The sequence below is a fragment of the Curtobacterium sp. 8I-2 genome (assembly GCF_902506155.1).
In the GTDB taxonomy this organism is placed as follows: domain Bacteria; phylum Actinomycetota; class Actinomycetes; order Actinomycetales; family Microbacteriaceae; genus Curtobacterium; species Curtobacterium poinsettiae.
In genome coordinates this window covers 580,456-606,388 of record NZ_LR732827.1, presented here as the reverse complement: position 1 = coordinate 606,388, position 25,933 = coordinate 580,456, and the positions used below count along the sequence as shown (strand labels likewise).

General features: G+C 72.9%; 21 protein-coding genes. 12 read left to right on the top strand and 9 right to left on the bottom strand.

The genetic code is table 11. From position 1 onward, the window contains the following. The first annotated feature begins 96 nt into the window (after positions 1–96). Both BOSE127_RS06560 and BOSE127_RS06555 read left to right on the top strand, forming a co-directional pair. Positions 97–2,583: a glycosyltransferase gene (locus tag BOSE127_RS06560; protein ID WP_042538799.1), complete on the top strand. Its 2,487-nt coding sequence runs from the start codon at positions 97–99 to the stop codon at positions 2,581–2,583. Beyond that, positions 2,580–3,326 (top strand): polyprenol monophosphomannose synthase, encoded by a 747-nt coding sequence (locus tag BOSE127_RS06555; protein ID WP_017888795.1) that lies wholly within the window; start codon positions 2,580–2,582, stop codon positions 3,324–3,326. The genes BOSE127_RS06560 and BOSE127_RS06555 overlap by 4 nt, the downstream gene beginning before the upstream one ends. Before the next feature lie 155 nt (positions 3,327–3,481). Here BOSE127_RS06555 and BOSE127_RS06550 read toward each other — a convergent pair whose 3' ends face one another. Further along, positions 3,482–4,783 carry an O-antigen ligase family protein gene (locus BOSE127_RS06550; RefSeq protein WP_056070899.1) on the bottom strand — a complete coding sequence of 434 codons (1,302 nt, stop codon included), beginning with the start codon at positions 4,781–4,783 and terminating at the stop codon, positions 3,482–3,484. 92 nt (positions 4,784–4,875) lie between these two features. Here BOSE127_RS06550 and BOSE127_RS06545 point away from each other — a divergent pair, with 92 nt between their 5' ends. Next, entirely contained in the window at positions 4,876–6,228 is a 1,353-nt protein-coding gene (locus BOSE127_RS06545) for a hypothetical protein (protein ID WP_071252173.1), read from the top strand. 13 nt (positions 6,229–6,241) lie between these two features. Here BOSE127_RS06545 and BOSE127_RS06540 read toward each other — a convergent pair whose 3' ends face one another. Beyond that, complete coding sequence (locus tag BOSE127_RS06540; protein ID WP_017888797.1) at positions 6,242–7,621, bottom strand: O-antigen ligase family protein; 1,380 nt, start codon at positions 7,619–7,621, stop codon at positions 6,242–6,244. 66 nt (positions 7,622–7,687) lie between these two features. Here BOSE127_RS06540 and manA point away from each other — a divergent pair, with 66 nt between their 5' ends. The 5 genes from manA to BOSE127_RS06515 all read left to right on the top strand — a co-directional run bounded on the left by manA (position 7,688) and on the right by BOSE127_RS06515 (position 14,954). Continuing rightward, positions 7,688–8,896: a mannose-6-phosphate isomerase, class I gene (manA, locus tag BOSE127_RS06535; protein WP_071252171.1), complete on the top strand. Its 1,209-nt coding sequence runs from the start codon at positions 7,688–7,690 to the stop codon at positions 8,894–8,896. Between the two features lie 152 nt (positions 8,897–9,048). Next, complete coding sequence (galE, locus tag BOSE127_RS06530) at positions 9,049–10,011, top strand: UDP-glucose 4-epimerase GalE (protein WP_159556654.1); 963 nt, start codon at positions 9,049–9,051, stop codon at positions 10,009–10,011. Between the two features lie 188 nt (positions 10,012–10,199). After that, on the top strand, positions 10,200–10,532 hold the full coding sequence (locus BOSE127_RS06525; protein ID WP_017888800.1) for a WhiB family transcriptional regulator: 333 nt from the start codon (positions 10,200–10,202) through the stop codon (positions 10,530–10,532). A gap of 178 nt (positions 10,533–10,710) precedes the next feature. Continuing rightward, the gene (locus tag BOSE127_RS06520; RefSeq protein WP_140449320.1) at positions 10,711–13,548 is read left to right on the top strand and encodes a glycosyltransferase; all 2,838 of its coding nucleotides are present in this window, start codon (positions 10,711–10,713) and stop codon (positions 13,546–13,548) included. Beyond that, positions 13,545–14,954: a DUF5719 family protein gene (locus BOSE127_RS06515; protein ID WP_159556652.1), complete on the top strand. Its 1,410-nt coding sequence runs from the start codon at positions 13,545–13,547 to the stop codon at positions 14,952–14,954. Before BOSE127_RS06520 ends, BOSE127_RS06515 begins: the two co-directional genes overlap by 4 nt. 95 nt (positions 14,955–15,049) lie before the next feature. Here the strand turns inward: BOSE127_RS06515 and BOSE127_RS06510 are convergent, their stop codons facing one another. Then, positions 15,050–15,490, bottom strand: a complete 441-nt coding sequence (locus tag BOSE127_RS06510) for a metallopeptidase family protein (protein WP_017888803.1) — start codon at positions 15,488–15,490, stop codon at positions 15,050–15,052. A gap of 59 nt (positions 15,491–15,549) precedes the next feature. Here BOSE127_RS06510 and BOSE127_RS06505 point away from each other — a divergent pair, with 59 nt between their 5' ends. Continuing rightward, positions 15,550–15,765, top strand: a complete 216-nt coding sequence (locus tag BOSE127_RS06505; RefSeq protein ID WP_017888804.1) for a DUF3499 family protein — start codon at positions 15,550–15,552, stop codon at positions 15,763–15,765. 102 nt (positions 15,766–15,867) lie between these two features. Next, entirely contained in the window at positions 15,868–17,346 is a 1,479-nt protein-coding gene (gene ahcY, locus BOSE127_RS06500; protein ID WP_017888805.1) for an adenosylhomocysteinase, read from the top strand. A gap of 115 nt (positions 17,347–17,461) precedes the next feature. On the opposite strand, the gene BOSE127_RS06495 is transcribed toward ahcY, so the two are convergent. Further along, complete coding sequence (locus BOSE127_RS06495; RefSeq protein WP_017888806.1) at positions 17,462–18,331, bottom strand: RDD family protein; 870 nt, start codon at positions 18,329–18,331, stop codon at positions 17,462–17,464. Positions 18,332–18,373: 42 nt separating this feature from the next. On the opposite strand from BOSE127_RS06495, the gene BOSE127_RS06490 reads away from it, so the two are divergent. Continuing rightward, complete coding sequence (locus tag BOSE127_RS06490; RefSeq protein ID WP_042538793.1) at positions 18,374–19,372, top strand: stage II sporulation protein M; 999 nt, start codon at positions 18,374–18,376, stop codon at positions 19,370–19,372. A 13-nt stretch (positions 19,373–19,385) separates the two neighbouring features. Here the strand turns inward: BOSE127_RS06490 and BOSE127_RS06485 are convergent, their stop codons facing one another. From BOSE127_RS06485 to BOSE127_RS06465, 5 genes are read right to left on the bottom strand one after another with little or no spacing between them, the layout of a single operon-like run. Beyond that, positions 19,386–20,738, bottom strand: a complete 1,353-nt coding sequence (locus BOSE127_RS06485) for a DUF58 domain-containing protein (protein ID WP_159556650.1) — start codon at positions 20,736–20,738, stop codon at positions 19,386–19,388. Beyond that, complete coding sequence (locus tag BOSE127_RS06480; RefSeq protein WP_371831414.1) at positions 20,738–21,745, bottom strand: AAA family ATPase; 1,008 nt, start codon at positions 21,743–21,745, stop codon at positions 20,738–20,740. The genes BOSE127_RS06485 and BOSE127_RS06480 overlap by 1 nt, the downstream gene beginning before the upstream one ends. A gap of 5 nt (positions 21,746–21,750) precedes the next feature. Then, a complete protein-coding gene (locus BOSE127_RS06475; RefSeq protein ID WP_159556648.1) occupies positions 21,751–23,022 on the bottom strand; it encodes a DUF4350 domain-containing protein in 1,272 nt (423 codons plus the stop codon). Next, positions 23,019–23,660: a DUF4129 domain-containing protein gene (locus BOSE127_RS06470; RefSeq protein ID WP_056070922.1), complete on the bottom strand. Its 642-nt coding sequence runs from the start codon at positions 23,658–23,660 to the stop codon at positions 23,019–23,021. Before BOSE127_RS06470 ends, BOSE127_RS06475 begins: the two co-directional genes overlap by 4 nt. Then, positions 23,657–24,922 carry a glycerophosphoryl diester phosphodiesterase membrane domain-containing protein gene (locus tag BOSE127_RS06465; RefSeq protein ID WP_159556646.1) on the bottom strand — a complete coding sequence of 422 codons (1,266 nt, stop codon included), beginning with the start codon at positions 24,920–24,922 and terminating at the stop codon, positions 23,657–23,659. The genes BOSE127_RS06470 and BOSE127_RS06465 overlap by 4 nt, the downstream gene beginning before the upstream one ends. 331 nt (positions 24,923–25,253) lie before the next feature. On the opposite strand from BOSE127_RS06465, the gene mtrA reads away from it, so the two are divergent. Next, complete coding sequence (gene mtrA / locus BOSE127_RS06460; RefSeq protein ID WP_017888813.1) at positions 25,254–25,928, top strand: MtrAB system response regulator MtrA; 675 nt, start codon at positions 25,254–25,256, stop codon at positions 25,926–25,928. Positions 25,929–25,933: the final 5 nt, after the last annotated feature.

The following is a 25,933-nucleotide window of genomic DNA, read 5'->3' as shown; positions in this document are numbered from 1 at the left end:
GTGGGCGCGCCTTGTAGGGTGTCATCGGCCCGCGGCACCCCGCTGGCCGAGCCACCTACCCGCGCCCGGTGCGCGGCAGCTGCTGGAGGAACTCGCGTGACAGAGCGCAAGCCGGGAGTCGTTTCCGTCATCCTCGTGAACTACAAGGGCACGGACGACACCCTGACGAGCATCGCGGAGCTCCGCAAGCAGGACTGGCCGCAGGACAAGCTCGAGGTGATCGTCGTCGAGAACGGTTCGGGCCCCGAGCACCTCGGTCGGCTGAAGGCCTCGTCCCTCGACTTCACCCTGATCGACGCTGGTGCGAACCTCGGGTTTACGGGCGGGTGCAACCTCGGCGTCGAGAAGTCCTCCGGCGAGGTCGTGGCGTTCCTCAACAACGACGCCCGTCCGGACACCGGCTGGGTGCGCGAGGCCATGGCCACGTTCGCCTCCGGTGCCGACATCGGTGCCGTCGCCTCGAAGGTCCTCGACTGGGAAGGCGTCAACGTCGACTTCACCGAGGCCGCGATGACCTGGTACGGCATGGGCTACAAGCCCTTCGCCGGGTCGCCGGACACCGGCCGGTGGGAGAGCGAGACCGACGTCCTGTTCGGCACCGGCGCCGCGATGTTCATCCGCGCCGAGCTCTTCGAGCAGCTCGACGGCTTCGACGACCGCTACTTCATGTTCTACGAGGACGTCGACCTCGGCTGGCGGCTCAACCTGCTCGGCTGGCGCTTCCGGTACCAGCCGAAGTCCGTCGCGTTCCACAAGCACCACGCGTCGATGAACAAGTTCGGCGACTTCCGCGAGACCTACCTGCTCGAGCGCAACGCACTGTTCACGCTCTACAAGAACCTCGGTGACGAACAGCTCGCCGCGGCGCTGCCCGGTTCGCTGGCGCTCGCCGTCCGCCGTGCCGTGGGCCGCGGGGAGCTCGACTCCACCGAGCTCGACCTGCGCAACCCCGGCGACGACAGCGTCCCCACCATCCCGGTGCCGAAGACGAGCATGGCGGGCATCTACGGCGTCGACCAGTTCGTCGAGCAGCTGCCGTCGATGACCGAGTCCCGCCGCCAGATCCAGGCGACCCGTGTCCGGTCCGACCGCGAGCTCCTCCGCCTGTTCGGCAACCGCGACGAGCCCGCGTACCCGATCGAGAACTACCTGGCCGGCTACGACAAGATCGTGCACTCCCTCGGCGTGCTCGAGGTCGGCACCCGTCGCCGCGTCCTCATCATCACGGGCGACTCGATCGGCGCGAAGATGGCCGGTCCGGCGATCCGTGCCACCCAGATGGCGAAGCAGCTGGCATCGGAGCACGACGTCCGCGTGGTCAGCCTCACCCGCTCGTCGCCGATCGACCCCTCGTACGAGGTCGTCACGGTCCCGCACCGCCACCCGCGCCAGATGGTCGAGCACGAGGGCTGGGCCGACGTCATCATCGTGCAGGGCCACGCGCTCCGGCTGTTCCCCGTGCTCGAGTCGACCAGCAAGATCCTGGTCGTCGACGTCTACGACCCGCTGCACCTCGAGCAGCTCGAACAGGGCCGCAGCGACGACGTCGACAAGTGGAACCGCCAGATCCTCGACGCCTCGGACACGCTGAACCACCAGCTCGAGCTCGGCGACTACTTCATCTGTGCCTCGGAGCGTCAGCGGATGTTCTGGCTCGGGCAGCTCGCCGGCTCCGGCCGCGTGAACGCCCGCACGTACTCGCGTGACGCCGACCTGCGCTCGCTCATCGGCGTCGTGCCGTTCGGCCTGTCCTCGACCCCGCCGGTGCACGACCAGCAGCGGGTCAAGGGCGTCGTGCCGGGCATCGGCAAGAACGACAAGCTCGTCGTCTGGGGCGGGGGGATCTACGACTGGTTCGACCCGATCACCCTGGTCCGCTCGATCGCCCGGCTCGCCGAGCGCCGTCCGTCGGTCAAGCTCTTCTTCATGGGTGTGCAGCACCCGAACCCCGACGTCCCCGAGATGGACATCGTGGCGAAGGTCCGCGCCGAGGCGGACGCCCTCGGGCTCACCGGCAAGCACGTGTTCTTCAACGACCAGTGGATCCCGTACGAGGAGCGCGGCGCCTACCTGCTCGAGGCCGACGCCGGCGTCTCGACGCACTACGAGCACCTCGAGACGACGTTCTCGTTCCGCACCCGCATCCTCGACTACCTGTGGGCACGTCTGCCGATCGTCACGACGGCCGGCGACTCGTTCGGTGACCTCGTCGCGGAGCAGAAGCTCGGCATCGCGGTGCACGAGCAGGACGTCGACGGCCTGGCGACCGCGCTCGAGACGGCGCTCTTCGACAAGAAGGCCCGCACCGAGTTCATCGGCAACGTCGACCGTGTGCGCGAGCAGTTCACGTGGGAGAACGTCCTCGCCCCGCTCGTCGAGTTCTGCCGGAACCCGATCCGCGCTGCGGACAAGTCGGTGCGCGACACGACGTCCTCGATCGAGCCGCACAAGATGCGCGTCCGCGTGCCGGAGCGCAAGAAGCTCTCCGGTGTCCGCTACGACCTCGGTCGCGCCGTGCACTACCTGCGCACCGAGGGCCCCCGCAGCGTCGCAGGCAAGGTGAAGCGGCGCCTGAACCGGTGACCCCGGGGGACACCGCCGCCCTCGTCATCGTCCCGACCTACGACGAGGCCGAGAACATCCGCGCGATCACGGCCGCCGTGCTGGCGGCGGTGCCCGGTGCCCACGTGCTCGTCGTCGACGACGGCAGCCCGGACGGCACCGGGGACATCGTGCGGTCGCTGGCCGCCGCTGACGACCGCGTGCACCTGCTGCAGCGCCCCGGCAAGGCCGGGCTCGGCACGGCGTACGTCGCCGGCTTCCGGTGGGGTCTGGAGCGCGGCTACCCGCTGCTGGTCGAGATGGACGCCGACGGCTCGCACCCGGCCGACCGGTTGCCGGCCATGATCGACGCCGTGACCGCGTCCGAGGACGTCCTGCTCGCGATCGGGTCCCGCTGGGTGCCGGGTGGCTCGGTCGTCGACTGGCCGCTCCGACGCCAGGCGCTCAGCCGCGGGGCGAACACCTACGCCCGCCTGGTGCTCGGCCTCGACGTGCGCGACATCACCGCCGGGTACCGCGTGTACCGCTCGTCGGCGATCGCGCGGATGGACCTCGGGTCGGTGGACTCGAAGGGGTACTGCTTCCAGGTGGACATGACGCTGCGCGTGGACGCCCTCGGCGGCCGCATCGTCGAGGTGCCGATCCGGTTCCGCGACCGCGTGCACGGGGTCTCCAAGATGAGCCGGTCCATCGTGGTCGAGGCGATGCTCCGTGTCACCCGGTGGGGTGTGCAGCGCCGTCTCGGTCGCCGCACGCGCCCGTAGCGCGGGCCCCGGAGCGCGCGATCGCTTCGTGCACAGGAACGGTCGGGTCCCGTCCGCCGGGGCGACCACTCCTGCTCACGATGCGCGGGCCCGGAACGTTCGGCGTGACGGCCTGGAGGCGCGGTGCGGGGCCGCCACGGGCCTCCGGTCCGTCGCTACACGCGCGGCAGGTGCCGGCGCCACGAGCGCCGCCGCGCGGCGATCACGAGCACCGTCACGAAGAACATCAGCCCCGCACCGTGCAGCAGGTAGCTCTCCGCCGTGCTGGTGACGGCGAGCAGCACGAGCACCGCGGCCGGCCACACGTACGCCACCCCGGGGAACGTCGTCGCCGTCACCCAGGCCCGCGCGAACGCGAGCAGCGCCGTGATCCCGAGGATGAGCGTGCCCGCGAAGCCGATCTGCAGCCAGGCGTCCACGAAGGCGTTCAGGCCCGAGGTGAAGCGGACGCCGGCGGGGTCGATGAGCGTCACGTACGGCACCACCGGCTCGGTCGGCCAGGTCCCCACCCAGCCCCAGCCCTGGATCGGGTAGCGCTCCACCAGGACCCGGATCTGGGACCACAGGTCCGTGCGCGTCGCGGTGCCGCCGGCCGCCCCGATCTCGGCGAGCAGCCGGTGCCGCGCGAGCACCCCGACGGCCAGGGTCAGCAGGACGACCGCGCCGAGGACGCCGTTGACCACCGGTCTGGTCGCCGGTCGCGCGTGCCGGAGTGACCAGAGCGCCAGTGCGGTGACGGCGAGTGCGATCATCGCCAGGCCGGTGATGGGGGACTGCACGAGCATCAGGGCGATGACGGCGAGCGAGGTCGAGGCGATCGCGCGCCAGAGCGTGACGGACCGGGTGAGGAACTCGACCACGAAGGTGACCAGTGCCATGGCGGCGATGAAGCCCATGAAGTTGCGTGTGCCGCCGATGCCCTGGATCGGGCCGCCGTACGCGATGTCACCGCGGATGCCGAACGCCGGGAACGGGACGTCGAGCACCAGGCCGGACAGGACCTCGAGCCCGAGGGCGGTCACGAGCAGGATCCGGAAGGCGTCGCCCGAGGCCCGGATCACCTGCACCAGGTCGCGGCCGAGCGCCAGGTACAGCCCGAGGCCGATGAAGCACACGGTCTGCACGAGCCCGCGGAGCGCGAACCAGGAGTACTCGCTCCACAGCACGCTCAACGCGCAGTAGCCGACGAAGGCCAACAGCGAGAGGGGGAGGACCCCGTGCCACTCGATCCGGTAGCGCTGTCCCAGCAGGCTCAGCCCCGCGAGCACGAACAGCGTCACGAGCACCGCCCAGGTCCCCGCCTGACCGACGAGTGTCTCCACCGTGGGCTGGCCGAACCCGAACAGCACGATGACCGTCGCGAGCGCCTGGCTGAACCGTCCACCGGCCGAGAAGCCGATCCAGGCGGAGAGGTACCGGCGCCCGAGCACCTGTCTGCTCACCCGGCCGTCCGTCACGCGTCCATCTTGGCGCACGACCTTGTGACGAGCACACCACATCGCGGTGTGGCTGTATCGACGATGCGCGATGAGCGATCTATCCTCACCGAATGGACGTCGCGCGCAGGGTCGTCGGCGTCCCGCTCGTCGCGGTCCTCGTCGGCCTGCTCACGACCGCACTGGCCTGGTACCGCCTCGGTCCGGTGACGCGGAACACCGTCTGGGCCGAGGACGGCGGCGTGTTCCTGCGCGAACGGATCGCGATGGGGCCCGTCGACACGCTGCTGCACCCCTACGCCGGCTACCTGCACCTGCTGCCCCGGCTCATCGTCGACCTCGGCTACGCGCTGCCGCCCGAACGGTACGCGCAGGTGGTGGCACTGGCGTCCTGCGCGGTGGTCGGCGGGGTCTGCGCCCTGGTGTTCGTGCTGTCCCGCGACGTCGTCCGCCCGTGGCCGTTCCGGCTGGTGCTCGCCGCCGTCCCCGTCGTCCTGCCGCTCGCCCCGTACGAGATCAGCGGCAACGCGGCGAACCTGCACTGGTTCCTGCTCGTCCTGGTGCCGTGGGTCTTCACCTTCCGCAGCCGCTCCTGGTGGGGCGCTGGCGCGCTCGCCGTGGTCGCTGGTGTCGCCGTGCTCACCGAACCCCTCACCGCACTGTTCGCGCCCCTGCTGCTCCTCGCGTGGACGCCCCGAGGCCGAACGCCCGGCGCATCCGGTCGGTGGTCCGCGCTGCCCGTCACGGTCGTCGTGGTCGTCGCCCTGGCCGCGCAGGGCGTCACGGCCCTGACGAACCCGCGTGCCCTGGCCACGGGGTCGCCGGCGGTCGTGGACGTGCTCGCCGGGTACCTGTTGCGTCCCGTGGCGGGTGCCTGGGGTCCGGACCTCGGCGCCGCGCTGACGGCGGTGGTGGAGCACGGCTGGGCCGTGGTCCTGGTCCCCGCCGCCCTGCTGCTGGTCGTCCTGGTGGCGGCCGTGGTCGTCGGGCCGACAGGCACCCGGTGGATGGTCACGGCACTCGCCGCCGGTTCGGTCGCGGTGTGGTGGGTGGCCGTCCTCGCCAACCACGGTGCCGGCGTCCGCTGGTCCGCGCCGGTGAGCGCGATGGCCGCCCTGCCGCCGCAGCGCTACGCCGCCGCTGCCGGCCTGCTGCTCGTGAGCGCCGCGGTGGTCGCCGCCGCCGCGCTGGTGGACGCGCCCCGCTGGTCGCGTGTGGCGGCAGGGACAGGAGGCGCGGGTCGCCTCGTCGGCACGCTGGCCGGTTGGTGCGTGGTCACCGCCGTCGTCGCGTCGGCCGTGCTGCACGTCGCGCCGGCGGACACGCGGCGCAGCGACGGCCCGGTGTGGGCCGGGCAGTTGCCGGCGGCGGTCGAGGCGTGCGACGAGGACCCGTCGCTCGAGGTCGCCCGGGTGCGGTCGAACCCGTGGTCGTCCCCGGTGGCGTGCTCCTGGCTGTCGCGCTGAGGGAGCGCCCGGGTCAGCGCGTGCCGGCCCAGCGGAACTCGCGCTTGGCCAGCGGCGTGCGGGGGCCGTCGCCGGTGGACACGGGTTCCTCGCCGGTCAGCACGATGCGGGTCTTGATCGCGAGCAGGGCGAAGAGCACCCAGTTCCCCTGGTAGAGCAGGCGGGACTCGGCGACGGACTGCACGAGCAGCGCGACGACGACCAGGAGCGGCAGGAGCGACACCGGGTCGAACGACCGCGGACGCAGCGTGGCGTCGTACCCGATGCGGGTCGCGCAGGCCCACGAGCGCGACAGCGTCGTCACCACGTAGATCGCGAAGAGCACCAGGCCGATGATGCCGGTCTGCATCCAGACGTCCAGGTAGGCGTCGTGGGCCTGCAGGTAGGTGACACCCTTGCGGTGCGCCAGGTCGGCGAGCGTCGGGATGCCGGGCCACCAGTACCCGATCCAGCCCCAGCCGCCCACGGGGTGCTGGTCGATCAGCCCGAGCACCTTGCCCCAGATCTCGCCCCGACCGGTGGCGTCCGAGCCCTTGCCGAGCAGCTCGGAGACCGGACCACGCAGCACGGCCGCGGCGACGGCGACGACGATCGCACCCACCGCGAGCAGCAGGTAGCGCGGGGTGCGGCGCTCGGTCGGCACACGGCGCATCCACACCGCGACCAGGGCGACCACGGCGACCACGAGGGCAGCGGCGATGACCGTCGACGAGCGGGTGAGGACGAAGCCGAGTGCGGCGACGAGGAGCCAGCCGATCGCTTGGTTGCGGCGGATCCGGCCCTCGGCGAACTGCACGGCGACCACGATCGCGACGAGCAGGGCGACCATGGCGAGCAGGTTCGCGTTGCCCGGCAGGCCCTGGATCCGACCACCGGTGAAGAGCTCGGCGCGCGAGAAGTAGAACGCGTCGGGGACGTCGCGGTCGCCGTAGTCGGTCCAGATCGGCGCGATCGGGTGGCGGACGAACACCGCGACGACGGCTTCGAACAGCAGCGAGAGCATCAGGACCCAGCGGAGCGCGAGGCTCATGGCGTCGGTGATCCGCCGCCACGTCAGGGTCGAGGCGATCGTGAACGCCACCGCGGCGCAGATCACCTGCACGGTCAGGCTCGAGATCGTCGCGAACCGCCAGTGCGACCAGACCAGCGTCACCAGGCACCAGCCGAGGAATGCCCAGAGCGCCCAGGGGGTGCGGACGAGCGGCGGCTTCGCCCGGACCAGGATCGTGGTGCCCCAGGCGGCGACGAGGGCCCAGAGGACACCGGCCCCGACCCAGGTGAGGGTGTTCGGCACGGCGTCGCCCGCGAACAACACGAACAGGGTCGTCGCCCCGAAGGCGAACGCCTCGCGCTCCGGTACGGCCCCGCGCGCCAGCGGCCAGGTGTTCGTCACGACGCCAGGGTACCGGCCGGTCGCCGTCCGCAGGACTCCCTCGGCGGCGCCGGTAGGCTCTGGCCCATGTTCCTCGGCATCACGAACACCCCCCGCGACTACGCCTGGGGCTCGGTCACCGCGATCCCGGAGCTCCTCGGCCGCACCGTCACGGGTGCCCCGCAGGCGGAGCTCTGGCTCGGCGCCCACGCCGGCAGCCCCAGCGTCGTCGTCAACCCCGCCATGGTGGGCGGAGCCGACACGCTCCGCGACTGGATCGCCGACGAGCCGGAGACCGCCCTCGGTCCGGACCGCACCGACCTGCCGTTCCTGCTCAAGGTGCTCGCGGCGGCCGCACCGCTCTCGCTGCAGGCGCACCCCACCCCGGAGCAGGCGGCGGAGGGCTTCGCCCGTGAAGAGCGCGAGGGCATCCCGCTCGACGACCCGGCTCGCAACTACAAGGACCCGTTCCCGAAGCCCGAGCTCGTCGTCGCGCTGAGCGAGCGGTTCGAGGCGCTGAGCGGCTTCCGCCCCGTCGAGGAGACCCTCGCCGAGGTGCGCGTGCTCGACGCCGGCACCGGACGGCTCGGTCCGCTCGAGGTGCACCTGCTGCACGGGCTCGAGGACACCGTCCGCTGGCTCGAGACCGCCGACGAGTCCGCACTCGCCGTGGTGCAGGCCGCGAGCGACCTGGCCGTCGCCCTCGACGACGACCTGCTCACCCCGAACACCGCGACCGTCCGCGACCTGGCGACCAGCTGGCCGGGCGACCCCGGCATCGTGGTCTCCCTGCTCATGCACCGTGTGACGCTCGGTGCGGGGCAGGCGATGTACCTGCCCGCCGGTAACATCCACGCGTACCTCGACGGGCTCGGCATCGAGCTGATGGCGCCGTCGGACAACGTGCTGCGCGGCGGGCTGACGCCGAAGCACGTCGACGTGCCGGAGCTCCTGCGGGTGCTCGACTTCACCGCGTACCCGGCCCCGGTCCTCGAGCCGGAGCGCATCGCCGGCGGCGTCGACCGGTTCGCACCGGACGGCGTCGGCTTCGCGCTGCTGCGGGTGGACGGCGACGGCCGCCCGGCCGGCCTGAGCACGGGCGGGGTCGCGCCGCTCGTCGGACCGTCGATCGCGATCTGCACCGAGGGCGTCGTCACGCTCGTCGGCGCGCAGTCGGCCACCCTGCTCCGCAAGGGCGAGTCGTGCTTCATCACGCCGGACGAGGGCGACGTGACCGTCGAGGCGGACTCGTCCGACGGCATCACGTCGACGGTGTTCATCGCCACCGGCGCCTAGGACCGGCGCCCAGGACAGGCGTCCAGGACCCACGCCCATGACAGGCGTCCTGGCCGGGGACGCCGTCGCGGAACCGGCGCGGAACCGCACGCGGCGGCGCGGACCCGCTCACCGCCACCGTGGCGTCGCCGACGTCCGCTAGCGTGGCGAGCATGAGTTGGCTGGTCACCGGCGGTGCCGGGTACATCGGGTCCCACGTCGTCCGAGCACTGCGCTCCTCCGGCATCGACACGGTCGCGTTCGACGACCTCTCGAGCGGCTTCCGCGCGTTCGTGCCGGACGACGTGCCGTTCGTCGAGGGCACGATCCTCGACGGGGAGCTCGTGGCGCGCACCCTGCGCGAGCACGAGGTCACCGGCGTGGTCCACGTCGCGGGGTTCAAGTACGCCGGCGTCTCCGTCGAGCGCCCGCTCCACACCTACGAGCAGAACGTCACCGGCATGGCGACCCTGCTCCGCGCGATGGCCGAGACCGGCGTCACCAAGGCGGTCTTCTCGTCGAGCGCGGCGGTCTACGGCACGCCGGACGTCGAGACCGTGGTCGAGTCCACCCCGAAGAACCCGGAGTCGCCGTACGGCGAGTCGAAGCTCATCGGCGAGTGGCTGCTGCGCGACATGGAGGTCGCCGCCGGATTCGCCACCACGTCGCTCCGGTACTTCAACGTCGTCGGCTCGGGGGAGCCCGACCTGTACGACGCCAGCCCGCACAACCTGTTCCCGCTGGTCTTCGACGCGCTGCTCGCCGGCCGGACCCCGCGGATCAACGGCGACGACTACGCCACCCCGGACGGCACCTGTGTCCGCGACTATGTGCACGTGGCCGACCTGGCGCACTCGCACGCCGTGGCCGCACGGAAGCTCGAGGCCGGGGAGCCGCTCGAGCGTGCCTACAACCTCGGCAGCGGCGACGGCGTGAGCGTCCGGCAGATCATGGACGCGATGGCTGCCGGCACCGGGATCGCCTTCGACCCGGAGATCGCACCGCGGCGCCCCGGCGACCCGGCCCGCATCGTCGCGACCGGCGAAGCCGCCGCCCGAGACCTCGAGTGGGCGATGCGGCACTCCCTGGACGAGATGGTCTCGAGCGCGTGGGAGGCCCGCCGCAGCGCCTCCTGAGCGCCTGAGGACGAGTCAGTTGTCCCCCGGAAGGCCCACCCGAGCGGCGCGACACGCCCAAACGGGGGACATGACACGCTGGAGCGGTCAGTGCCTTCTATGATCCGCGACTTGACTCAGGCGAATGACACCGCTGTAATTACAGGCAGCGGCCGCAAGAGTTGGGGTTCGTTGTCGAGGCGGCAGGGGTGATCAGGGTGAACGGTTCCGAGTTCCACGCCGGAGTTCCGGAGGACTGGCACGTCGATCCCGTGGCGCTCGGCGTCCCCGGGGTCCGACGTCCCGAGGCGGACGACGAGGAGAACCCGCTCGCCTGGCAGGTCGACTCGCTGTGCGCACAGACCGACCCCGAGGCGTTCTTCCCCGAGAAGGGCGGCTCGACGCGCGAGGCGAAGAAGATCTGCACCTCGTGCGAGGTCCGGGCGCAGTGCCTCGAGTACGCGCTCGAGAACGACGAACGCTTCGGCATCTGGGGTGGCCTCTCCGAGCGGGAACGCCGCAAGCTGCGGAAACGGGCGTAGGAGCGTCCACGGCGCGCCAGCGCCGTGCGACTGCGCCCCTGAGGAGCCTGCGACGAGGACGCCGGGACCAGCCGTTCTCCGCCCGCCCCGCACCGCGCGGTGAGCGCGTCCACAGCTTCACGGCGCGCCGCCGTCCGCAGCCGACACCGCGCCTCCAGACCGTAGAGTGACGCCCGTCATGCAGCCCAGAGTCACCGCGATCCTCGTCGCCGCCAACGGGGCGGCCCACCTCGACCGGACCCTGGACGCGCTCGCCGCCCAGACCCGCCACCCCGAGAACCTCGTGGTCGTCGACGTCGGCACGACCGACGGATCGACCGCCGAACTGTCCTTCGGTGGGTCCGCGCAGCTCGTCCGCCTCCCGGCGGGCCGGTCGTTCGGTGACGCCGTCCGGCAGGGCGAGCGCAGCGCGCCGCCCGCCGCGACCGACGAGCCGGTCGACGAGTGGCTGTGGATCCTCGGCCACGACAACGCGCCGGCACCGACCGCGCTCGCCGACCTGCTGGGCGCCGTCGAGATCGCGCCGTCGGTCGTCGTCGCCGGTCCGAAGCTCGTCGCCGACGACGATCCGTCGCTGATCCGCGCGTTCGGCGAGAGCATGACCCGCTTCGGCCGCTCGATCGTCCTGGTGCAGGACGAGCTCGACCAGGGCCAGCACGACCGCAACACCGACGTGCTCGGCGTCACCGCCGGCGGCATGCTCGTGCGTCGCTCGGTCTGGAACGAACTCGGCGGCTTCGACCCGGCACTGCCGGACGTCGACGCGGCGCTCGACTTCTCGGTCCGGGTCCGCCTCGCCGGACACCGCGTGGCCCTCGTGCCCGAGGCCAGGGTCACCAGCGCAGGACCGATCGAGGAGTTCGGGCGCAAGCGTGTGTCCGAGGCGCGGCGCGTCCGGATGCACCGGCAGGCGCAGCTGCACCGTCGGATGACGTACGCCCCCGTCGCGCTCGTCTGGCTGCACTGGCTCACGCTCGTGCCCTTCGCCGTCGGCCGCGCCCTGGGGCACCTGGTCGCGAAGCACCCCGCCGCCGTGGTCCCCGAGCTCTCCGCCGCGTTCGCGGTCGCGTTCGGCGGCGGCACGGGCCGTGCACGCAAGAACCTCGCCCGCACGAAGCAGCTCGGCTGGGCGGCCGTCGAACCGCTCCGGGTGAGCTGGCGTCGGGTGTACGAGCACCGCACCACCTCGCGCGACGTCGAACTCGCCCGCGTCGAGGACGCCCCGATCGCCAGGGCGTCGTTCCTCGGTGACGGCGGGATCTGGGTGGTCCTGGCTGCCGCGGCGCTCAGCGTCGTGACGCTCTACCCGTTGCTCGGCTCGCCGGCCCTGACCGGCGGCGGACTCCTGCCGCTCTCCGCGACCCCCGGTCAGCTCTGGCAGAACGTCGGGTACGGCTTCCACTCGCTCGGCACCGGCTTCACCGGCCCGTCCGACCCCTTCACCGCGGTGCTCGCCGTGCTCGGCTCGATCGTCTTCTGGTCGCCGTCCACCGCGGTCGTGCTCGTCATGCTCGTCGCGTTCCCGCTGTCCGCCCTCGGTGCCTGGTTCGCGGTCCGCAAGGTCACGACCCGCACCTGGGTGCCGGTCATCGGCGCGTCGCTCTACGCCATCGCCCCGTCGCTCGTCGGCGCGGTGACGACCGGGCACCTCGGCGCCGTGATCGCGCACCTGGTCCTGCCGTGGCTGTTCGTCGCCGTGCTCGAGGCGCACCGCTCGTGGGCCTGGGCCTCGGGTGCGTCGCTGCTGTTCGCCGTCGTCGCCGCCTCGGCTCCGTCACTGCTGCCGGTTCTGCTGATCGGCTGGCTCGTGGCGCTGCTGGTCGGCTGGCGCCGGGCCCACCGTCGCGTGTTCATCCCGGTGCCGACCGCGGTGCTGTTCCTGCCGCTGATCCTGGCGCAGGCGGCACGCGGCAACCTGCTCGCCGTGTTCGCCGACCCCGGGGCGCCGTCCGCGACCCGGGCACCGTCCGCCCTGCAGCTGGCCATCGGGCAGCCCCTGCCCGACTGGAGCGGCTGGCTGCCCGCGACCTCCGGGCTGACGCTCGTCGTCGGGGCCCTGCCGATCGTGATGGCCGTCCTGGCACTCCCGGTCGCCGTCGCCGCGATCGGGGCGGTGCTCGGCCACCGCTGGGCGGTCGCCGGCTCCGCGCTCGTCATCGCGCTCCTCGGCTTCGCCACGGCCTTCGCCGCCACCCACGTCACCGTCACCGGTGTCGGTTCGACCACCACCATCGTCTGGCCCGGCAGCGGGTTGTCCGTGTACTGGCTCGCCCTCGTGGTGGCGGCGTGCATCGGCATCGACGTGCTGCCGAAGGCCGCACCGGTCACCGGACTCGTCGCGACCGTGCTCGCCGGGATCGCCGTCGCGCCGGCGTTCGCGGCGTTCTACCTCGGCACCGCCACGATCGAGCCGACCACGGGCCGCGTGCTCAGCGCCTACGTGAACGCCGAGGCCCAGGCGAACCCCGACGTCGGCACGCTCGTGGTCGTGCCGCAGGACGACGGGTCGCTCGCCGTCACGCTCGAACGCGGGCAGGGGTCCACCCTCGACGACCAGTCGACGCTCGACGCGACCGCGCTCCGGCTGAGCGAGTCCGGCTCGCGGCTGACCACGCTCGCGGGCAACCTGGCCAGTCGCAGCGGGTACGACCCCCGACCGGCGCTCCGCGAACTCGGCGTGAGCTTCGTGCTCATCGACGACGCGGGCGACGACCCCGAGGCGCAGACGGTGCACGACCGGGCCGCCGGTGCCATCGGCCAGAACGCGCTCTTCACCAGCATCGGCGAGACCACCAACGGGCAGCTGTTCCACTACGACGGCGAGGTCGACCGCACGCGCTCCGGCTCCGCGGCGACCCAGGCCACCCACGTGCTGTACCTCGTCGTGCTCGGCGTGGTCTTCGGCGCCGCAGCCCTGCTCGCGGTCCCGACGGCCCCGCGCCGCCGCCGTGCCACCTCGAACGTCATCGAGGCCGAGGAACCCGCCACCACCTTCGACGAGGAGCGCGACGAATGAGCACCACCCCCTCCTCCGTCCGGCGCTGGATCGTCCGCGGCACCGCCACGGCCGTCGCCGTCGTCGTCGCGGCCTGCGCCGTCACCGCGGCCCACGCCATCGGCACCGAGTCGGAACCCGGCCGACCCGCCGGGCGCACCGTCACGCCGGTCCCGGCCGCCGCCGAACGTGTCTGCGCCGGCAGCGCACTGCGCCTGTCCGACGACGCGGGCAACGACGCGACGCAGGCGAGCACCGTCGGCACCGCCACCGTCGCGACCGCGACGACCGGTTCCACGGTCGAGCGGTCCGCGCTCGACGCCTCGACCACCGGCGGCAGCGACCCCCGGCTCCTGACGGCGCCAGCGGGGGAGACGACCCCACAGGTCGCGGGCAGCAGCTTCCAGAGCGTCTCGAGCGGTGACCTGGTGGGGGCCGGAGCGGCCTCGTGCGACGACCCCACCCAGTCCACGTGGCTCGTCGGCGGATCGACCGAGACCGGTCGCACGAGCCTCGTGACGCTCTCGAACCCGACGGACGTCAACGCCACGGTCGACCTGGCGATCTACGACGGCGACGGGACGGTCAGCGCCCCCGGGACCACCGGCATCGTCGTGGCACCGAACACGCAGAAGGTCGTCCCGCTGTCGGGCTTCGTGTCCGACGCCGCGTCGACGGTCGTGCACGTCACGTCGTCCGGCGGGCAGATCGTCGCGCACATGCAGGAGACCGTCGTCCGCACCCTGACCCCGGGCGGCTTCGACATCGTCTCCGGCGGCGCTGCGCCGTCCCGGTCGCAGGTCATCCCCGCCGTCGTCCTCGCCGACGCGCAGGCCGCCCAGCGTGGTGACGACACGGCCGACGCGGCACCGGTCGTCCGACTGTTCGTGCCGGGCACGAAGTCGGCCCGCGTCACCCTCGGCATCAGCACGGCCGACGGCGGCGGCACGACCGTCAACGCCACCGCCGAGCCCGGCGTCGTGACCGACGTCCCGCTCGACGACTTCCCGGACGGCCGGTACTCGTTCACCGTCACGTCGACCCAGCCGATCGTCACCGGGGCGCGCACCACGACGCCCACCGACGGCACCAGCGCCGGCACCGACCTCGGGTGGTTCGCCTCCGCCGAGCCGCTCGGCGACGAGACCATCACCGCCATCGCGCCGGGCGAGGGTGTGCGGCTGAACTTCGTGAACCCCACGAGCGAGGACCGCACGGTCACGGTGCGGTCGGGCGACGAACGACGCACCCTGACGCTCCTGTCCGGCGCCACCGGGACACTGTCTGTGCCGACGGCGAAGCAGCTCACGCTGACCGGGACCGACGGCGTCGTCGCGGGGGTCACGTACCGCGGTGCCGACGGGATCGCCGGGTTCCCGGTGCGCCCGGCCACCGACGTGTCCACGCCGGTCCGCGTCTACCCCTGACGGGCGGACCGGCGGCCCCGTTCAGTGGCTGATCGGCACGGTGCAGTCGGTCCGGCTCACCGGCCTGTCGGCGCGGTGCGGCCGGTCGGTCCGGCTCACCAGTGTCGGTAGCGGTCCGGTGCCAGGTCCCACGGGTCCTTGCCGATCAGCTCGCCCACCGCGCGGAACACCGCGGTCTCGATGATGATGCGGCGGTCGGAGTCGTCCTTCTCGGGGCTCCGGTTCACCCGCTCCACGGGGATGCGGAACACGGTCACGCGGCGGGTGTCACGGTCGATGCGCCAACGTGGCATCTCGTCCGGCAGGGTCTGGTCGCTCGGCATGTCCGCCACCTGGAAGACCACGCCCGCGAGTTCCTCGGGCCACAGGCCGAGCAGGTAGTGCGCACTGTCACCGACGATGCGGTCGAACGCCTCGGCGCGGGTGATGATCGGCGCGAGTTCGGGTCCGGTGACGCTCGAACGCCCGCCACGGCCGTGCCGGGAGCGCCCCCGACCGCGGTCGACCGGGGTGACGAGGCGAGGCTTCCGACGCATCCCCACATCGTACGCGGGGACGGGTGCACGCCGGACGCTCCGCTAGGCTCCCTGACGACATGGACGTGCGGATCTGCAGCAAGGTGGCGTGTGCCAACAGCGCTTCGTCGACCCTGACCTACGACTACGGCGACTCCATGGTCGTCATCGGTCCGCTGTCGACCCGGGTCGAACCGCACGGCTACGACCTCTGCGCCCGCCACGCGGCAACGCTGCGCGTCCCGCGCGGCTGGCAGGTGGTGCGGCGCGAGCCGCTCCCGCGCGACGCGGACTGACGGCGCGCGTCCGCGGCGTGGGTGAGGGCGATCTGGAGGCCCGGGGAACGTGACCGGGATCGGCTGGTGACCCGCGCCTCCCGGCATGGGAGACTGGCGGGCATGCCCACCGAAACCCGCACCGCTGCTGTGTTCCGCGTCGCCGACCTGTCCCTCGCCGAGGCGGGCCGGCACCAGATCCGCCTCGCCGAGAACGAGATGCCGGGCCTGATGTCACTGCGTGACGAGTTCGCCGCGGCGCAGCCGCTCGCCGGCGCGCGCATCGCCGGGTCCCTGCACATGACGGTGCAGACCGCCGTGCTCATCGAGACGCTCGTCGCCCTCGGCGCGCAGGTGCGCTGGGCCAGCTGCAACATCTTCTCCACCCAGGACGAAGCCGCCGCAGCCGTCGCCGTCGGACCCACCGGCACCCCGGACGCCCCCGCCGGCGTCCCGGTGTTCGCGTGGAAGGGCGAGACGCTCGAGGAGTACTGGTGGTGCACCAGCCGCATCTTCGACTGGAGCGACGAGGCCGCCGCGGCCGGTGCCGACTGGACCGGCCCGAACCTGATCCTGGACGACGGCGGCGACGCCACCATGCTCGTGCACACCGGCGCCGACGCCGAGGCCGCCGGTGCCGCCCCGGTCGCCGAGCCGGACGCCAGCGCCGAGTGGAAGATCGTGCTCGACACCGTCGCGCGGTCGCTCGAGACCTCGTCCGACCGCTGGACCCGCATCGCGGCCGACATCCAGGGCGTCACCGAGGAGACCACGACGGGCGTGCACCGTCTGTACGAGCTGTTCCGGAACGGCGAGCTGAAGTTCCCGGCGATCAACGTCAACGACTCCGTGACGAAGTCGAAGTTCGACAACAAGTACGGCATCCGGCACTCGCTGCCCGACGGTCTGAACCGCGCCACCGACGTGCTCATCGGCGGCAAGGTCGCCTTCGTCGTCGGCTACGGCGACGTCGGCAAGGGGGCGGCCGAGGCGCTCCGCGGGCAGGGCGCCCGCGTCATCGTCAGCGAGGTCGACCCCATCTGTGCGCTGCAGGCGGCGATGGACGGCTACCAGGTCGCGCGCCTGGCGGACGTCGTCGACACCGTCGACATGGTCATCACGTGCACCGGCAACCTGGGCGTGGTCGGGGTCGACGAGATGCTCGGGCTGAAGCACCTGGCGATCGTCGCGAACGTGGGGCACTTCGACAACGAGATCGACATGGCCGGGCTCGAGGCGCTGCCCGGCGTCTCGAAGGTCGAGATCAAGCCGCAGGTGCACGAGTGGCGGCTGCCGACCGGGCGGTCGATCCTGGTGCTGTCCGAGGGGCGGCTCATGAACCTCGGCAACGCGACGGGCCACCCGTCGTTCGTGATGAGCAACTCGTTCACGAACCAGGTGCTCGCGCAGATCGAGCTGCACACCCGGCGCGACGAGTACCCGACCGGCGTGTACGTGCTGCCGAAGCACCTGGACGAGAAGGTCGCGCGCCTGCACCTCGACGCCCTCGGGGTGCAGCTGACGTCGCTGCGTCCGGAGCAGGCGGCGTACATCGGTGTCCCCGTCGAGGGCCCCTTCAAGCCGGACCACTACCGCTACTGAGCTCGGCGTTCCTGCGCTCCCGCACGACACCGGTGTTCGCACGTTGCACCCCGGCACGCGGGTGTTCAGCGCGCGAACACCGGTGTCTTGCGAGCAGCCCGCGCCGCGCGCTGCGTCAGCGGGGGAAGCCCGGCGGGCGCGCCGACGCCGTGGACCCCGCTGCGGTGAGCAGCTCGGCGCGGGCGCCCAGCGCCCGGACGTCCCGACGACGACGCAGCACGACGACCCCGGCCAGGAACACCTCGGGCGGCACGGGCGGCACGGGGTGGGCGAACGCCGACACCTCGGCCGCGAGCGACTGCGCCGCTGCCTCGCGCAGTTCCGGTCGCATCAGCGCCGCCCCGCGGAAGAACGCGCCGAGCCGGTTCTCCAACCGCTGCGGCAGCGCCGAGACGTCCGCGACGCCGGCCCACGCCGCCAGTTCCGGTGGCAGGAGCACCTCGGGGTCGCGCTGTTTCGGCAGGCGCTCGTGCTGCACGATCGTGCCTGCGAGCAGGTCCCCGAGGCGCCTCGGCCGGGTGCCGAACAGCGCGACGAGCAGGGCGACCGACCCGAACGTCATCCAGAGCTCGAACAGGCCGACGAGCGACCGGGTGAAGGCGTGCCGGAACCCGATCGAACCGCCGTCGAGCCGGACCACCCGGGTGCCGGTGGCGAACCGTCCGACGCTCCGCCCCTTCGTCACCGTCTCGACCGCGGCGGGGACCAGCACCAGCACGACGACGAGCAGCACGATGTTCAGCGCAGCACCCCAGGCGGGTTCGAGGCCCCTCGGCCAGAGTCGTGCGACCCCGAACATCGCGAGCACGAACAGGACGAGGACGCACAGGCCGTCCAGCAGGGCCGCTGCGAGCCGCAGCACGAGTCCGGCGGGTTGGACGTCGAGCGCGACGCCCTCGCCCACCACGAGCTCGTCGGCGGTCTCGTCGAGATCGCGCGAGAACCGGGCGTCGGCGAGGTCACGCGGCGTGCGGGGCTTCGGCATGGGATCATTCTGTCGGAGATCGCGCGACCTGAGGGGGAACTCGTGGACCTGGATGCCTACGCCGAGGTGCATCGTGACCGGTGGCAGGAGCTCGACCGGCTGGCGCGTGCCCGGCACCGGTCCGGTGCGGACGTCGACCGGCTCGTCGCCGGCTACCAGGAGGCCGCCACCGACCTCGCCCGCATCCGCGGTGCCGCACCGCGCACCGTGACCGGCGACCGGCTCTCGCTGACGCTGTTCCGCGCCCGACTGCGCTTCACCGGTACCCCCGTCGACCCGCTGACCGCGGTCGCACTGTTCTTCACGCGGCAGCTCCCCGCGGCGCTCTACCGGATCCGCTGGGTGACCATCTGGGTCGCGCTCGCGACGGTGGCGATCGGGGCGATCGTCGCGATCTGGATCACCACGACCCCCGGCGCGACGGCGACCTTCGGCAGCGACGAGGCCCTGCGCCGGTACGCCACGCAGGACTTCGTCGACTACTACTCGAACCGCGGTCTCGGGGCGTTCACGGCGCAGGTCTGGACGAACAACGCGTACATCGCCGCGACGATGGTCGCCTTCGGGATCACCGGGGTCTTCGTACCGTTCTCGATCATGCAGAACGCCGTCAGCCTGGGGGTGTCCGCAGCGATCATGCACTCCCAGGGACGCCTGGCCGACTTCTTCCTCTACATCTCCCCGCACGGGCAGCTGGAGCTCTACTCAGTCTTCCTGGCCGGTGGCGCGGGGCTGATGATCTTCTGGTCGTGGGTGGCACCGGGCCCCGGTCGCACCCGCGCCCAGGCTCTCGCCGAGGACGGCCGGGCACTCATCACCATCGCGATCGGCCTGACCCTGACCCTGCTGCTGTCCGGCATCGTCGAGGGCGTGGTGACGCGGCAGGACTGGCCGTGGCCGATCAAGATCGGCATCGGCACGATCGCCCTGGCCGCGGTGCTCGCGTACCAGTGGGTGCTCGGCGGCCGCGCCTACCGGGCGGGGGAGCGCGGCGACCTCGAGGAGTTCGAGCGCGGCTCCACCGCCCTGGTGGCCGGCTAGGGCCTGCCCGGGTTCAGAGTCGGCCGGAGGCCTTCGCCCGGATGTAGGCGTCGGCGACGAGCGGCGGGACGTCCGCCGGCGCGCCACGGACGACCTCGGCGCCGGATCGGCGTGCGACGTCGGCCGCTCCGTCCGCGTCGAGCAGCGTGCGTTCCGCGGCGGCGCGTCGGTAGACGTCGCGCTCCGCGCCGGTGGGGAGGCCCGGCACCCGTCCGCCCCGCGCGGTGCGGATCGACGTGGTCGGGTCCACCCCGCCGTGTGCCATCCGCTCGACGGCCGGGTCCTCGATGCTCGTCACGACCACCGCGTGCCGCCGGGACAGCCGGGGGAGCACGGCGAGCAGGTCACCCGAGGCACCGACGGAGTCCAGGCTCGAGGCGAGGACGACCAGTGCGCGCGAGGTCGTGATCGAGTCGACGAGTGCGGGCACGGACGCCCAGTCGGTCGCGGCGAGCCCGGGTTCGGCCATCGCGAGTGCTTCGCCGAAGCGCTGCACGACGTCGGTGCGGGTGGCGCCGTGCACGCGGTCGTGCGCGGTGTCGTCGAGGACGACCAGGTCGACCCGGTCACCGGCGGCGGCAGCGAGCGCGCCGAGGAGCAGCGCCGACTCGATGAACGTGTCGAGCCGTGGCTCGTCGGCGACACGGCCGGCACCCGCTCGCCCCGCGTCCACCACGACGACGACGCGCCGGTCGCGCTCCGGCCGCCACGTGCGGACGACGAGGTCCTGTCGCCGAGCGGTCGCCCGCCAGTCGATGGAGCGCACGTCGTCGCCGCGGACGTAGTCGCGCAGCGAGTCGAACTCGGTGCCGTGCCCGCGGAGCTGCAGGGTGGTCTCGCCGTCGAGCTCGCGGAGCCGTGCCAGGCGTGACGGCAGGTGCCGCCGCGACCGGAAGGGCGGCGTGACGACGAGTTCGCCCGGTGCTGCCACGACCCGCTGGCGCGCCGCGAGGCCCAGGGGGCCGAAGGACCGCACGGCGACCCCGGTGGTGCGACGTCGGCCGCGGCGGAACGGTGTGAAGCGCATCCGCGCCGTCCGTCGCTCCCCGCCGGGCACCGTCATCCGGATCCGCCGGGGGCGGTGGCCGGCCGACGGCTCCCACATGTCGCGGACCACGCCACGGACCGTCCGGGTCCCGTCGTTCGCGAGCACGAGCGTGCCGTCGGCGGGGCTGTCACGTCGGGCGAGCCGCGGCATCCGGCGTTCCACCCGGACCCGGCGCAGGTCGGCGGCGAGCAGGACGTCGAGCACGGCGGCGAGCAGCACCACCCCGACCCACGCCAGGCCCGCCCACCCGCTGCCGAGCAGCACGGTGGGGACGAGGGCGACGGCGAGGAGCGCGACGAACCGACCGGAGACCGCCACTAGATCGGCACCCGCACCTGCTCGAGCACCTGCTGGAGCACGCCGTCGGCGCCGACGCCCTCGAGCTCGGCGTCCGCGGCGACCCGCAGGCGGTGCCGCCAGACCGGCAGGGCCATCGCCTGCACGTGGTCCGGGGTGATCGCGTCGTAGCCGGTGAGCCACGCCCAGGCCTTCGCGGCCGCGAGCAGGGCCGTCGCGCCACGGGGACTGACGCCGACCCGGACCGAGGGCGCCTGACGCGTGGCCCGGGCCAGGTCGACGATGTAGGCGAGCACGTCGTCGCGGGCACCGACGCCGCGGACTGCGCGCTGCGCCCGCACGACCTCGTCGACGCCGACCACCGGGGTGATGCCGGCCGACCGCACGTCGCGCGGGACGAACCCGTCGGCGTGGCGTCGGAGCACCTGCCACTCGACGTCACGCGGGGGGATGTCGAGGGTCAGCTTCATCAGGAACCGGTCGAGCTGCGCCTCGGGCAGCGTGTACGTGCCCTCGAACTCGATCGGGTTCATCGTCGCGGCGACGAAGAACGGGTCGGGCAGCGCACGGGCGTCGCCGTCGACGCTGACCTGGCGTTCCTCCATCGCCTCGAGCAGGGCCGACTGGGTCTTCGGGGGCGTCCGGTTGACCTCGTCGGCGAGCAGGACGTTGGTGAACACGGGGCCCTCGCGGAACGGGAACGTGCCGGTCGACGCGTCGTAGACGAGCGATCCGGTGACGTCGCCGGGCATCAGGTCGGGCGTGAACTGGATGCGCTTCGTGTCGAGCGTCATCGCGGCGGCGAGGCTGCGCACGAGCAGGGTCTTGGCGACACCGGGGACGCCCTCGAGCAGCACGTGCCCCTGGGCGAGGAGGCCCACGATCATGCCGGAGACCGCGCCCTCCTGGCCGACGACGGCCTTGGCGACCTCGGTGCGGACCCGGCCGAACGCGTCGCGCAGGTCGGTGCCGGCGGCGCTCGAGTGGTCGGGCTCCGCCGCGGCGTGCTCGGTGGTGGCAGGGGGCAGGTCGGTCACGGTCGTGCTCCTGGTCGGTCGGGGTCAGAGGTCGGGTGGTCGCCGGAGGTCACCCGGCGGACGGCGCGTTCGAGGTCGTCGAGCGCCGCGGTGCCGTCGACGAGCGCGCGGTCGTCGTCGGTGGTCCCGCCGACGAGCACGGCGCCGACACGGGTGTGCGGCATGCCGGTCGCCTGCGCAGCGGCGCGGACGACCTCGTCGACGTGGGCGGAGCGGGGGAGCCCGAGCAGCCGGGCGATCCGTCGGACGGCGGCGACGCGCAGGGTGTCCAGCGCGTGGGTGCGGTCCCGCGTGCGGGCGTACATCCGGGCGCGTCCCTCGGTCGTCTCGGCGGCCCGGACGACGACGGGCAACCGCTCGACGACGAGCGGGCCGAGGCGCCGACCACGCCAGACGCCCGCAGCCACGGCGACGAGGGCGAGCAGGGCGAGGGCACTCGGCACCCACGGCGGGGCGAGCTCGCCGAGGGTCGGAGCGGCGTCGGGTGTCCCGACCGTCGGGGTGTACCAGACGAGCCGCTCGTCGCCGCCGAGCAGCCCGAGGGCCAGCGCGGCGTTCCCGGCGGTGGCGATGGTGTCGTTCCGGAACGCCGAGGTGGTGCCGACCAGCGTCACGTCACCGCCCGGGGTGGTGGTGCGGACGAGGCCCCAGACGCGGGAGTCGCCCGCACCGGTCGGCGCGCACCGCTCGGCGCTCTCGTCCTGCACGGTGTACCCGGAGCCTGCGGTCGTGACCCGCGCTGCCGAGGCCGCCGCGGGGATCCCGCACGAGGTCGTCGAGACGGTGGCGTCGCCGTCGATCTGGCCGGGCGGGTCGATCGGGAAGCCGAGCAGCGCGTCGAGGCCGGCGCCGCTCGTCCCCACGACCACGACGTGCCGGGCGGTGCGCGCGATCCGTTCCGCGACGGCGGGGTCGAGCGCGCCGTCGGCGTCGTCGATGAACACCGTGCCGCCGTCGATCGCGCCGGTGCCGTCGAGGGTGTCGGTCACGGTGACCGCGGTGCCGCGCTGCTCGAGGACGCGCACCAGGGCGGCGGATCCGCTCGCCGTCGTCGAGGTCGGGTCGAGTGCGCGCGGTGCGCCCTTCTCAGTGCCCTGCACGACCGCCGTCAGGGCGGCGAGCAGGACCCCGACCAGGACGATCACGACCCAGAAACCGAAGCGGAACCGGCGTCCCTCGGCCGGACCGGAAGCCGGATCCGAGGCCGGAGCCGAGGCCGGGGCCGAGGCCGGGGCGGCGCTCGTCCGGGTGGCGGTGTCGGCCGTCATGCCGGCACCACCGGTGCCTCGACCCGCGCCGGGCGGGCCTGTCGGACGGTCTGCTCGGTGTCGAGCACGCGGAGGGCGGTGTCCTGGTCGGCCTCGGCGCCGAGGTACCGGACCGCGTCGAAGGACGTCGCCGCGGCGTCGAGCGCACCGGCTGACGCGGGGAACGGCACGGCGCCGCGTGCGGCGATCGTGCGGGCGGTCGCACCGGGCACGTCGGGCACCAGGTCGCGCTCACCGAGTCCGCGGGCGATCGCGCGGAAGCCGTCCAGCACCGCTGCCGACCAGTCGGCGCGGCGCACTGCGGCCTGGGCCGCCTCGAGGAGTTCGCGGGCGGAGCGCAGGTCGTCGGCGTCGAAGACCCCGCCGGTGTCGCCGTCGCCGGCCCGGGCGCGCCGTCGGGGGAGCCCCCGCGCGACGACGACGAGCACGACGACCGCGACGAGCACCACGATCGCGATCACCAGCGCGGTGCGGGCCGCGGCGGGGGAGTCGAGACCGTCGGCGCGGAGCGAGCCGAGCCAGTCGAGGAAGGACCGCGAGGCCCGGTCCCACCACGTCGGCTGGGCACCGTCGTAGGCGGACCGGTCGAGTTCGCGTTCGAGCAGACGACGCGCCTCGTCCGGGTCGACCGCCGTCACGCGTTGCCGTTCGGCGGCGACTGGCCCGGACCCTGCTGCCAGGGCGGCTGCTGCGACTGCGACTGCGACTGCGGCTGTTGCTGCTGTTGCCCCGACTGCCACGGCTGCTGGGTGGGTTGCCACTGCGGTTGCTGCTGCTGTGCGGGTTGCCACTGCGGTTGCTGCTGCCCGGACCACTGCTGCTGCCCCGGCCACTGCTGCTGCTGCGCCTGCCACTGCTGGCCGCCCCACTGCTGCTGCGGGGGCCACGGCGGCCGCGCGACGGGCTGGGACGGCGCGAACGGGTCGGTCGGCTGCCCGGAGTCCAGGTGCGACGCGATCCGCTGGTCCAGGGCCTCGGTGCGGATCCGCCGGTCGATGGCCAGGAACGTGGTGACCGACGCGCTCAGGACGTCGGTGATGCACTGCACCGCCATCGCGAGCAGGCTGCCGATGACGATCGCGATGACCGCACCGGCGCCGGCGCCCGACGGACCGCCGGTCTGCCCGAGCGGGTCGAACGTGCCCCCGACGAGCACGGTGCCGACGGTGAGCGGGATCGACGCGATGGACGCCGCGAAGCCGAACATCAGCTGCACGAGCAGCAGGATGCCGAAGGTCCGCCAGAAGGCCCCGCGGGTCAGGCGCCACGACTGGGCGGCAGCGGCGAAGACCGGTCGGCCCTCGAGCGCGATCGTCGGGACGGTGAACACGAAGCGGATGCCGAGCCACACGACCACGACACCGAGCCCGAGCACGAAGAGCACGAGCGCCAGCACGAACCAGCCGGTCCCGGAGCCGGCGGCACCGATCGTCGCGAAGACCCCGAAGAAGACGAGCCCGGCGACGATCGCGATGACGACGCCCGCAGCGGTCTGCACGAGCATCCACGCGACGACCGGCCAGCGGCGTCCGGCCAGCAGCGCCCACAGCCCGCGGAACGTGGCGCGGCGGCCGAGCACCCGCTGCCCGGTGTCCGCGGCGACCGGCGCGACGAGGAACCCGCGACCGAGGTAGGCGAGGAAGGGCAGCCCGATCGACATGAGCGCCGTGAGCGTCAGCGTGCCCGCGGCCACCGAGCCGGCGCCGCTGCCGCCGTCGAGGGCGGAGAACATCCGCGACTGCAGTGCCTGCTGCCCGAACGTGCTGGCCAGCGTCGACAGCAGGCCGAGCACACCGCTCAGCAGCACGCTCCAGAGCAGCAGCACGCGGGCGTTCCGACGGAAGACCGTGAACGCGCCGGCCAGGACGTCGCCGAGACCGAGCGGGCGCAGCGGGATCACCGGACGCGAGCCGCCGGACGGACCGCCCGGTCGCCCCGGACCCGACCCCGGGGCGGGCTGCGGCGGCACCGAGAAGCGGGGCGGGCCTCCTGGCTGGGGTCCGGGTCCGTGTGTCGGTCCGGACGCCGGCGGTGTCGGCGCACCCTGCTGCCCACCGCCCGGTGTGTGCCAATCGGACATGACTCCAGCCCCCTCGTCGTGTCGGACCGTGCCAGCGATGCACGTCCCACCCCCATCCTGTCGGAAAACCCCGCGCGGCGGGGCCTCGGCTATCGTGTGGGGACACGTGCCGACCACGGCACTCCCGCACGCCACCCGGAGTCCAGATCACATGACACCGCGCATCCTCGTCGTCGACGACGACCAGGCCCTCTCCGAGATGATCGGCATCGTGCTCCGCTCCGAGGGGTACGAACCCGAGTTCAGCGCCGACGGCAACGACGCCGTCGACGCGTTCCACGCCACCAAGCCGGACCTCGTCCTGCTCGACGTCATGCTGCCCGGCATCGACGGCATCGAGGTGTGCAAGCGCATCCGTGCCGAGAGCGGCACACCGATCATCATGCTCACCGCGAAGAGCGACACCGCCGACGTCGTCCTCGGGCTCGAGAACGGTGCCGACGACTACGTCGTGAAGCCCTTCAACCCGAAGGAGCTCGTCGCGCGCATCCGCACCCGACTGCGGCCCAGCGCATCCGACGCCACCGTGCTGCACGTCGGCGACGTCACGGTCGACGTCGCCGGGCACGAGGTGCGCCGCGGCGACACCGTGATCGCGCTCACGCCGCTCGAGTTCGACCTGCTCCGGGCGCTCGCCGAGAAGCCCAACCAGGTCTTCACCCGCGAGATGCTGCTCGAACAGGTCTGGGGCTACCACTACAAGGCGGACACCCGGCTGGTGAACGTCCACGTGCAGCGGCTCCGCGCGAAGATCGAGCACGACCCGGACAACCCGAAGACCGTCACCACGGTGCGCGGCGTCGGGTACCGCGCCGGAGGAGCCTGAGCACC

What these genes read in the sequence shown, in the direction of transcription:
- BOSE127_RS06545 (WP_071252173.1), top strand. Translation starts at nt 4,876, where the DNA reads ATGGACGTCGCGCGCAGGGTCGTCGGCGTCCCGCTCGTCGCGGTCCTC.
- manA (WP_071252171.1), top strand. Translation starts at nt 7,688, where the DNA reads ATGTTCCTCGGCATCACGAACACCCCCCGCGACTACGCCTGGGGCTCG.
- galE (WP_159556654.1), top strand. Translation starts at nt 9,049, where the DNA reads ATGAGTTGGCTGGTCACCGGCGGTGCCGGGTACATCGGGTCCCACGTC.
- BOSE127_RS06520 (WP_140449320.1), top strand. Translation starts at nt 10,711, where the DNA reads ATGCAGCCCAGAGTCACCGCGATCCTCGTCGCCGCCAACGGGGCGGCC.
- BOSE127_RS06515 (WP_159556652.1), top strand. Translation starts at nt 13,545, where the DNA reads ATGAGCACCACCCCCTCCTCCGTCCGGCGCTGGATCGTCCGCGGCACC.
- BOSE127_RS06510 (WP_017888803.1), bottom strand. Translation starts at nt 15,490, where the DNA reads ATGCGTCGGAAGCCTCGCCTCGTCACCCCGGTCGACCGCGGTCGGGGG.
- BOSE127_RS06505 (WP_017888804.1), top strand. Translation starts at nt 15,550, where the DNA reads ATGGACGTGCGGATCTGCAGCAAGGTGGCGTGTGCCAACAGCGCTTCG.
- ahcY (WP_017888805.1), top strand. Translation starts at nt 15,868, where the DNA reads ATGCCCACCGAAACCCGCACCGCTGCTGTGTTCCGCGTCGCCGACCTG.
- BOSE127_RS06495 (WP_017888806.1), bottom strand. Translation starts at nt 18,331, where the DNA reads ATGCCGAAGCCCCGCACGCCGCGTGACCTCGCCGACGCCCGGTTCTCG.
- BOSE127_RS06475 (WP_159556648.1), bottom strand. Translation starts at nt 23,022, where the DNA reads ATGACGGCCGACACCGCCACCCGGACGAGCGCCGCCCCGGCCTCGGCC.
- mtrA (WP_017888813.1), top strand. Translation starts at nt 25,254, where the DNA reads ATGACACCGCGCATCCTCGTCGTCGACGACGACCAGGCCCTCTCCGAG.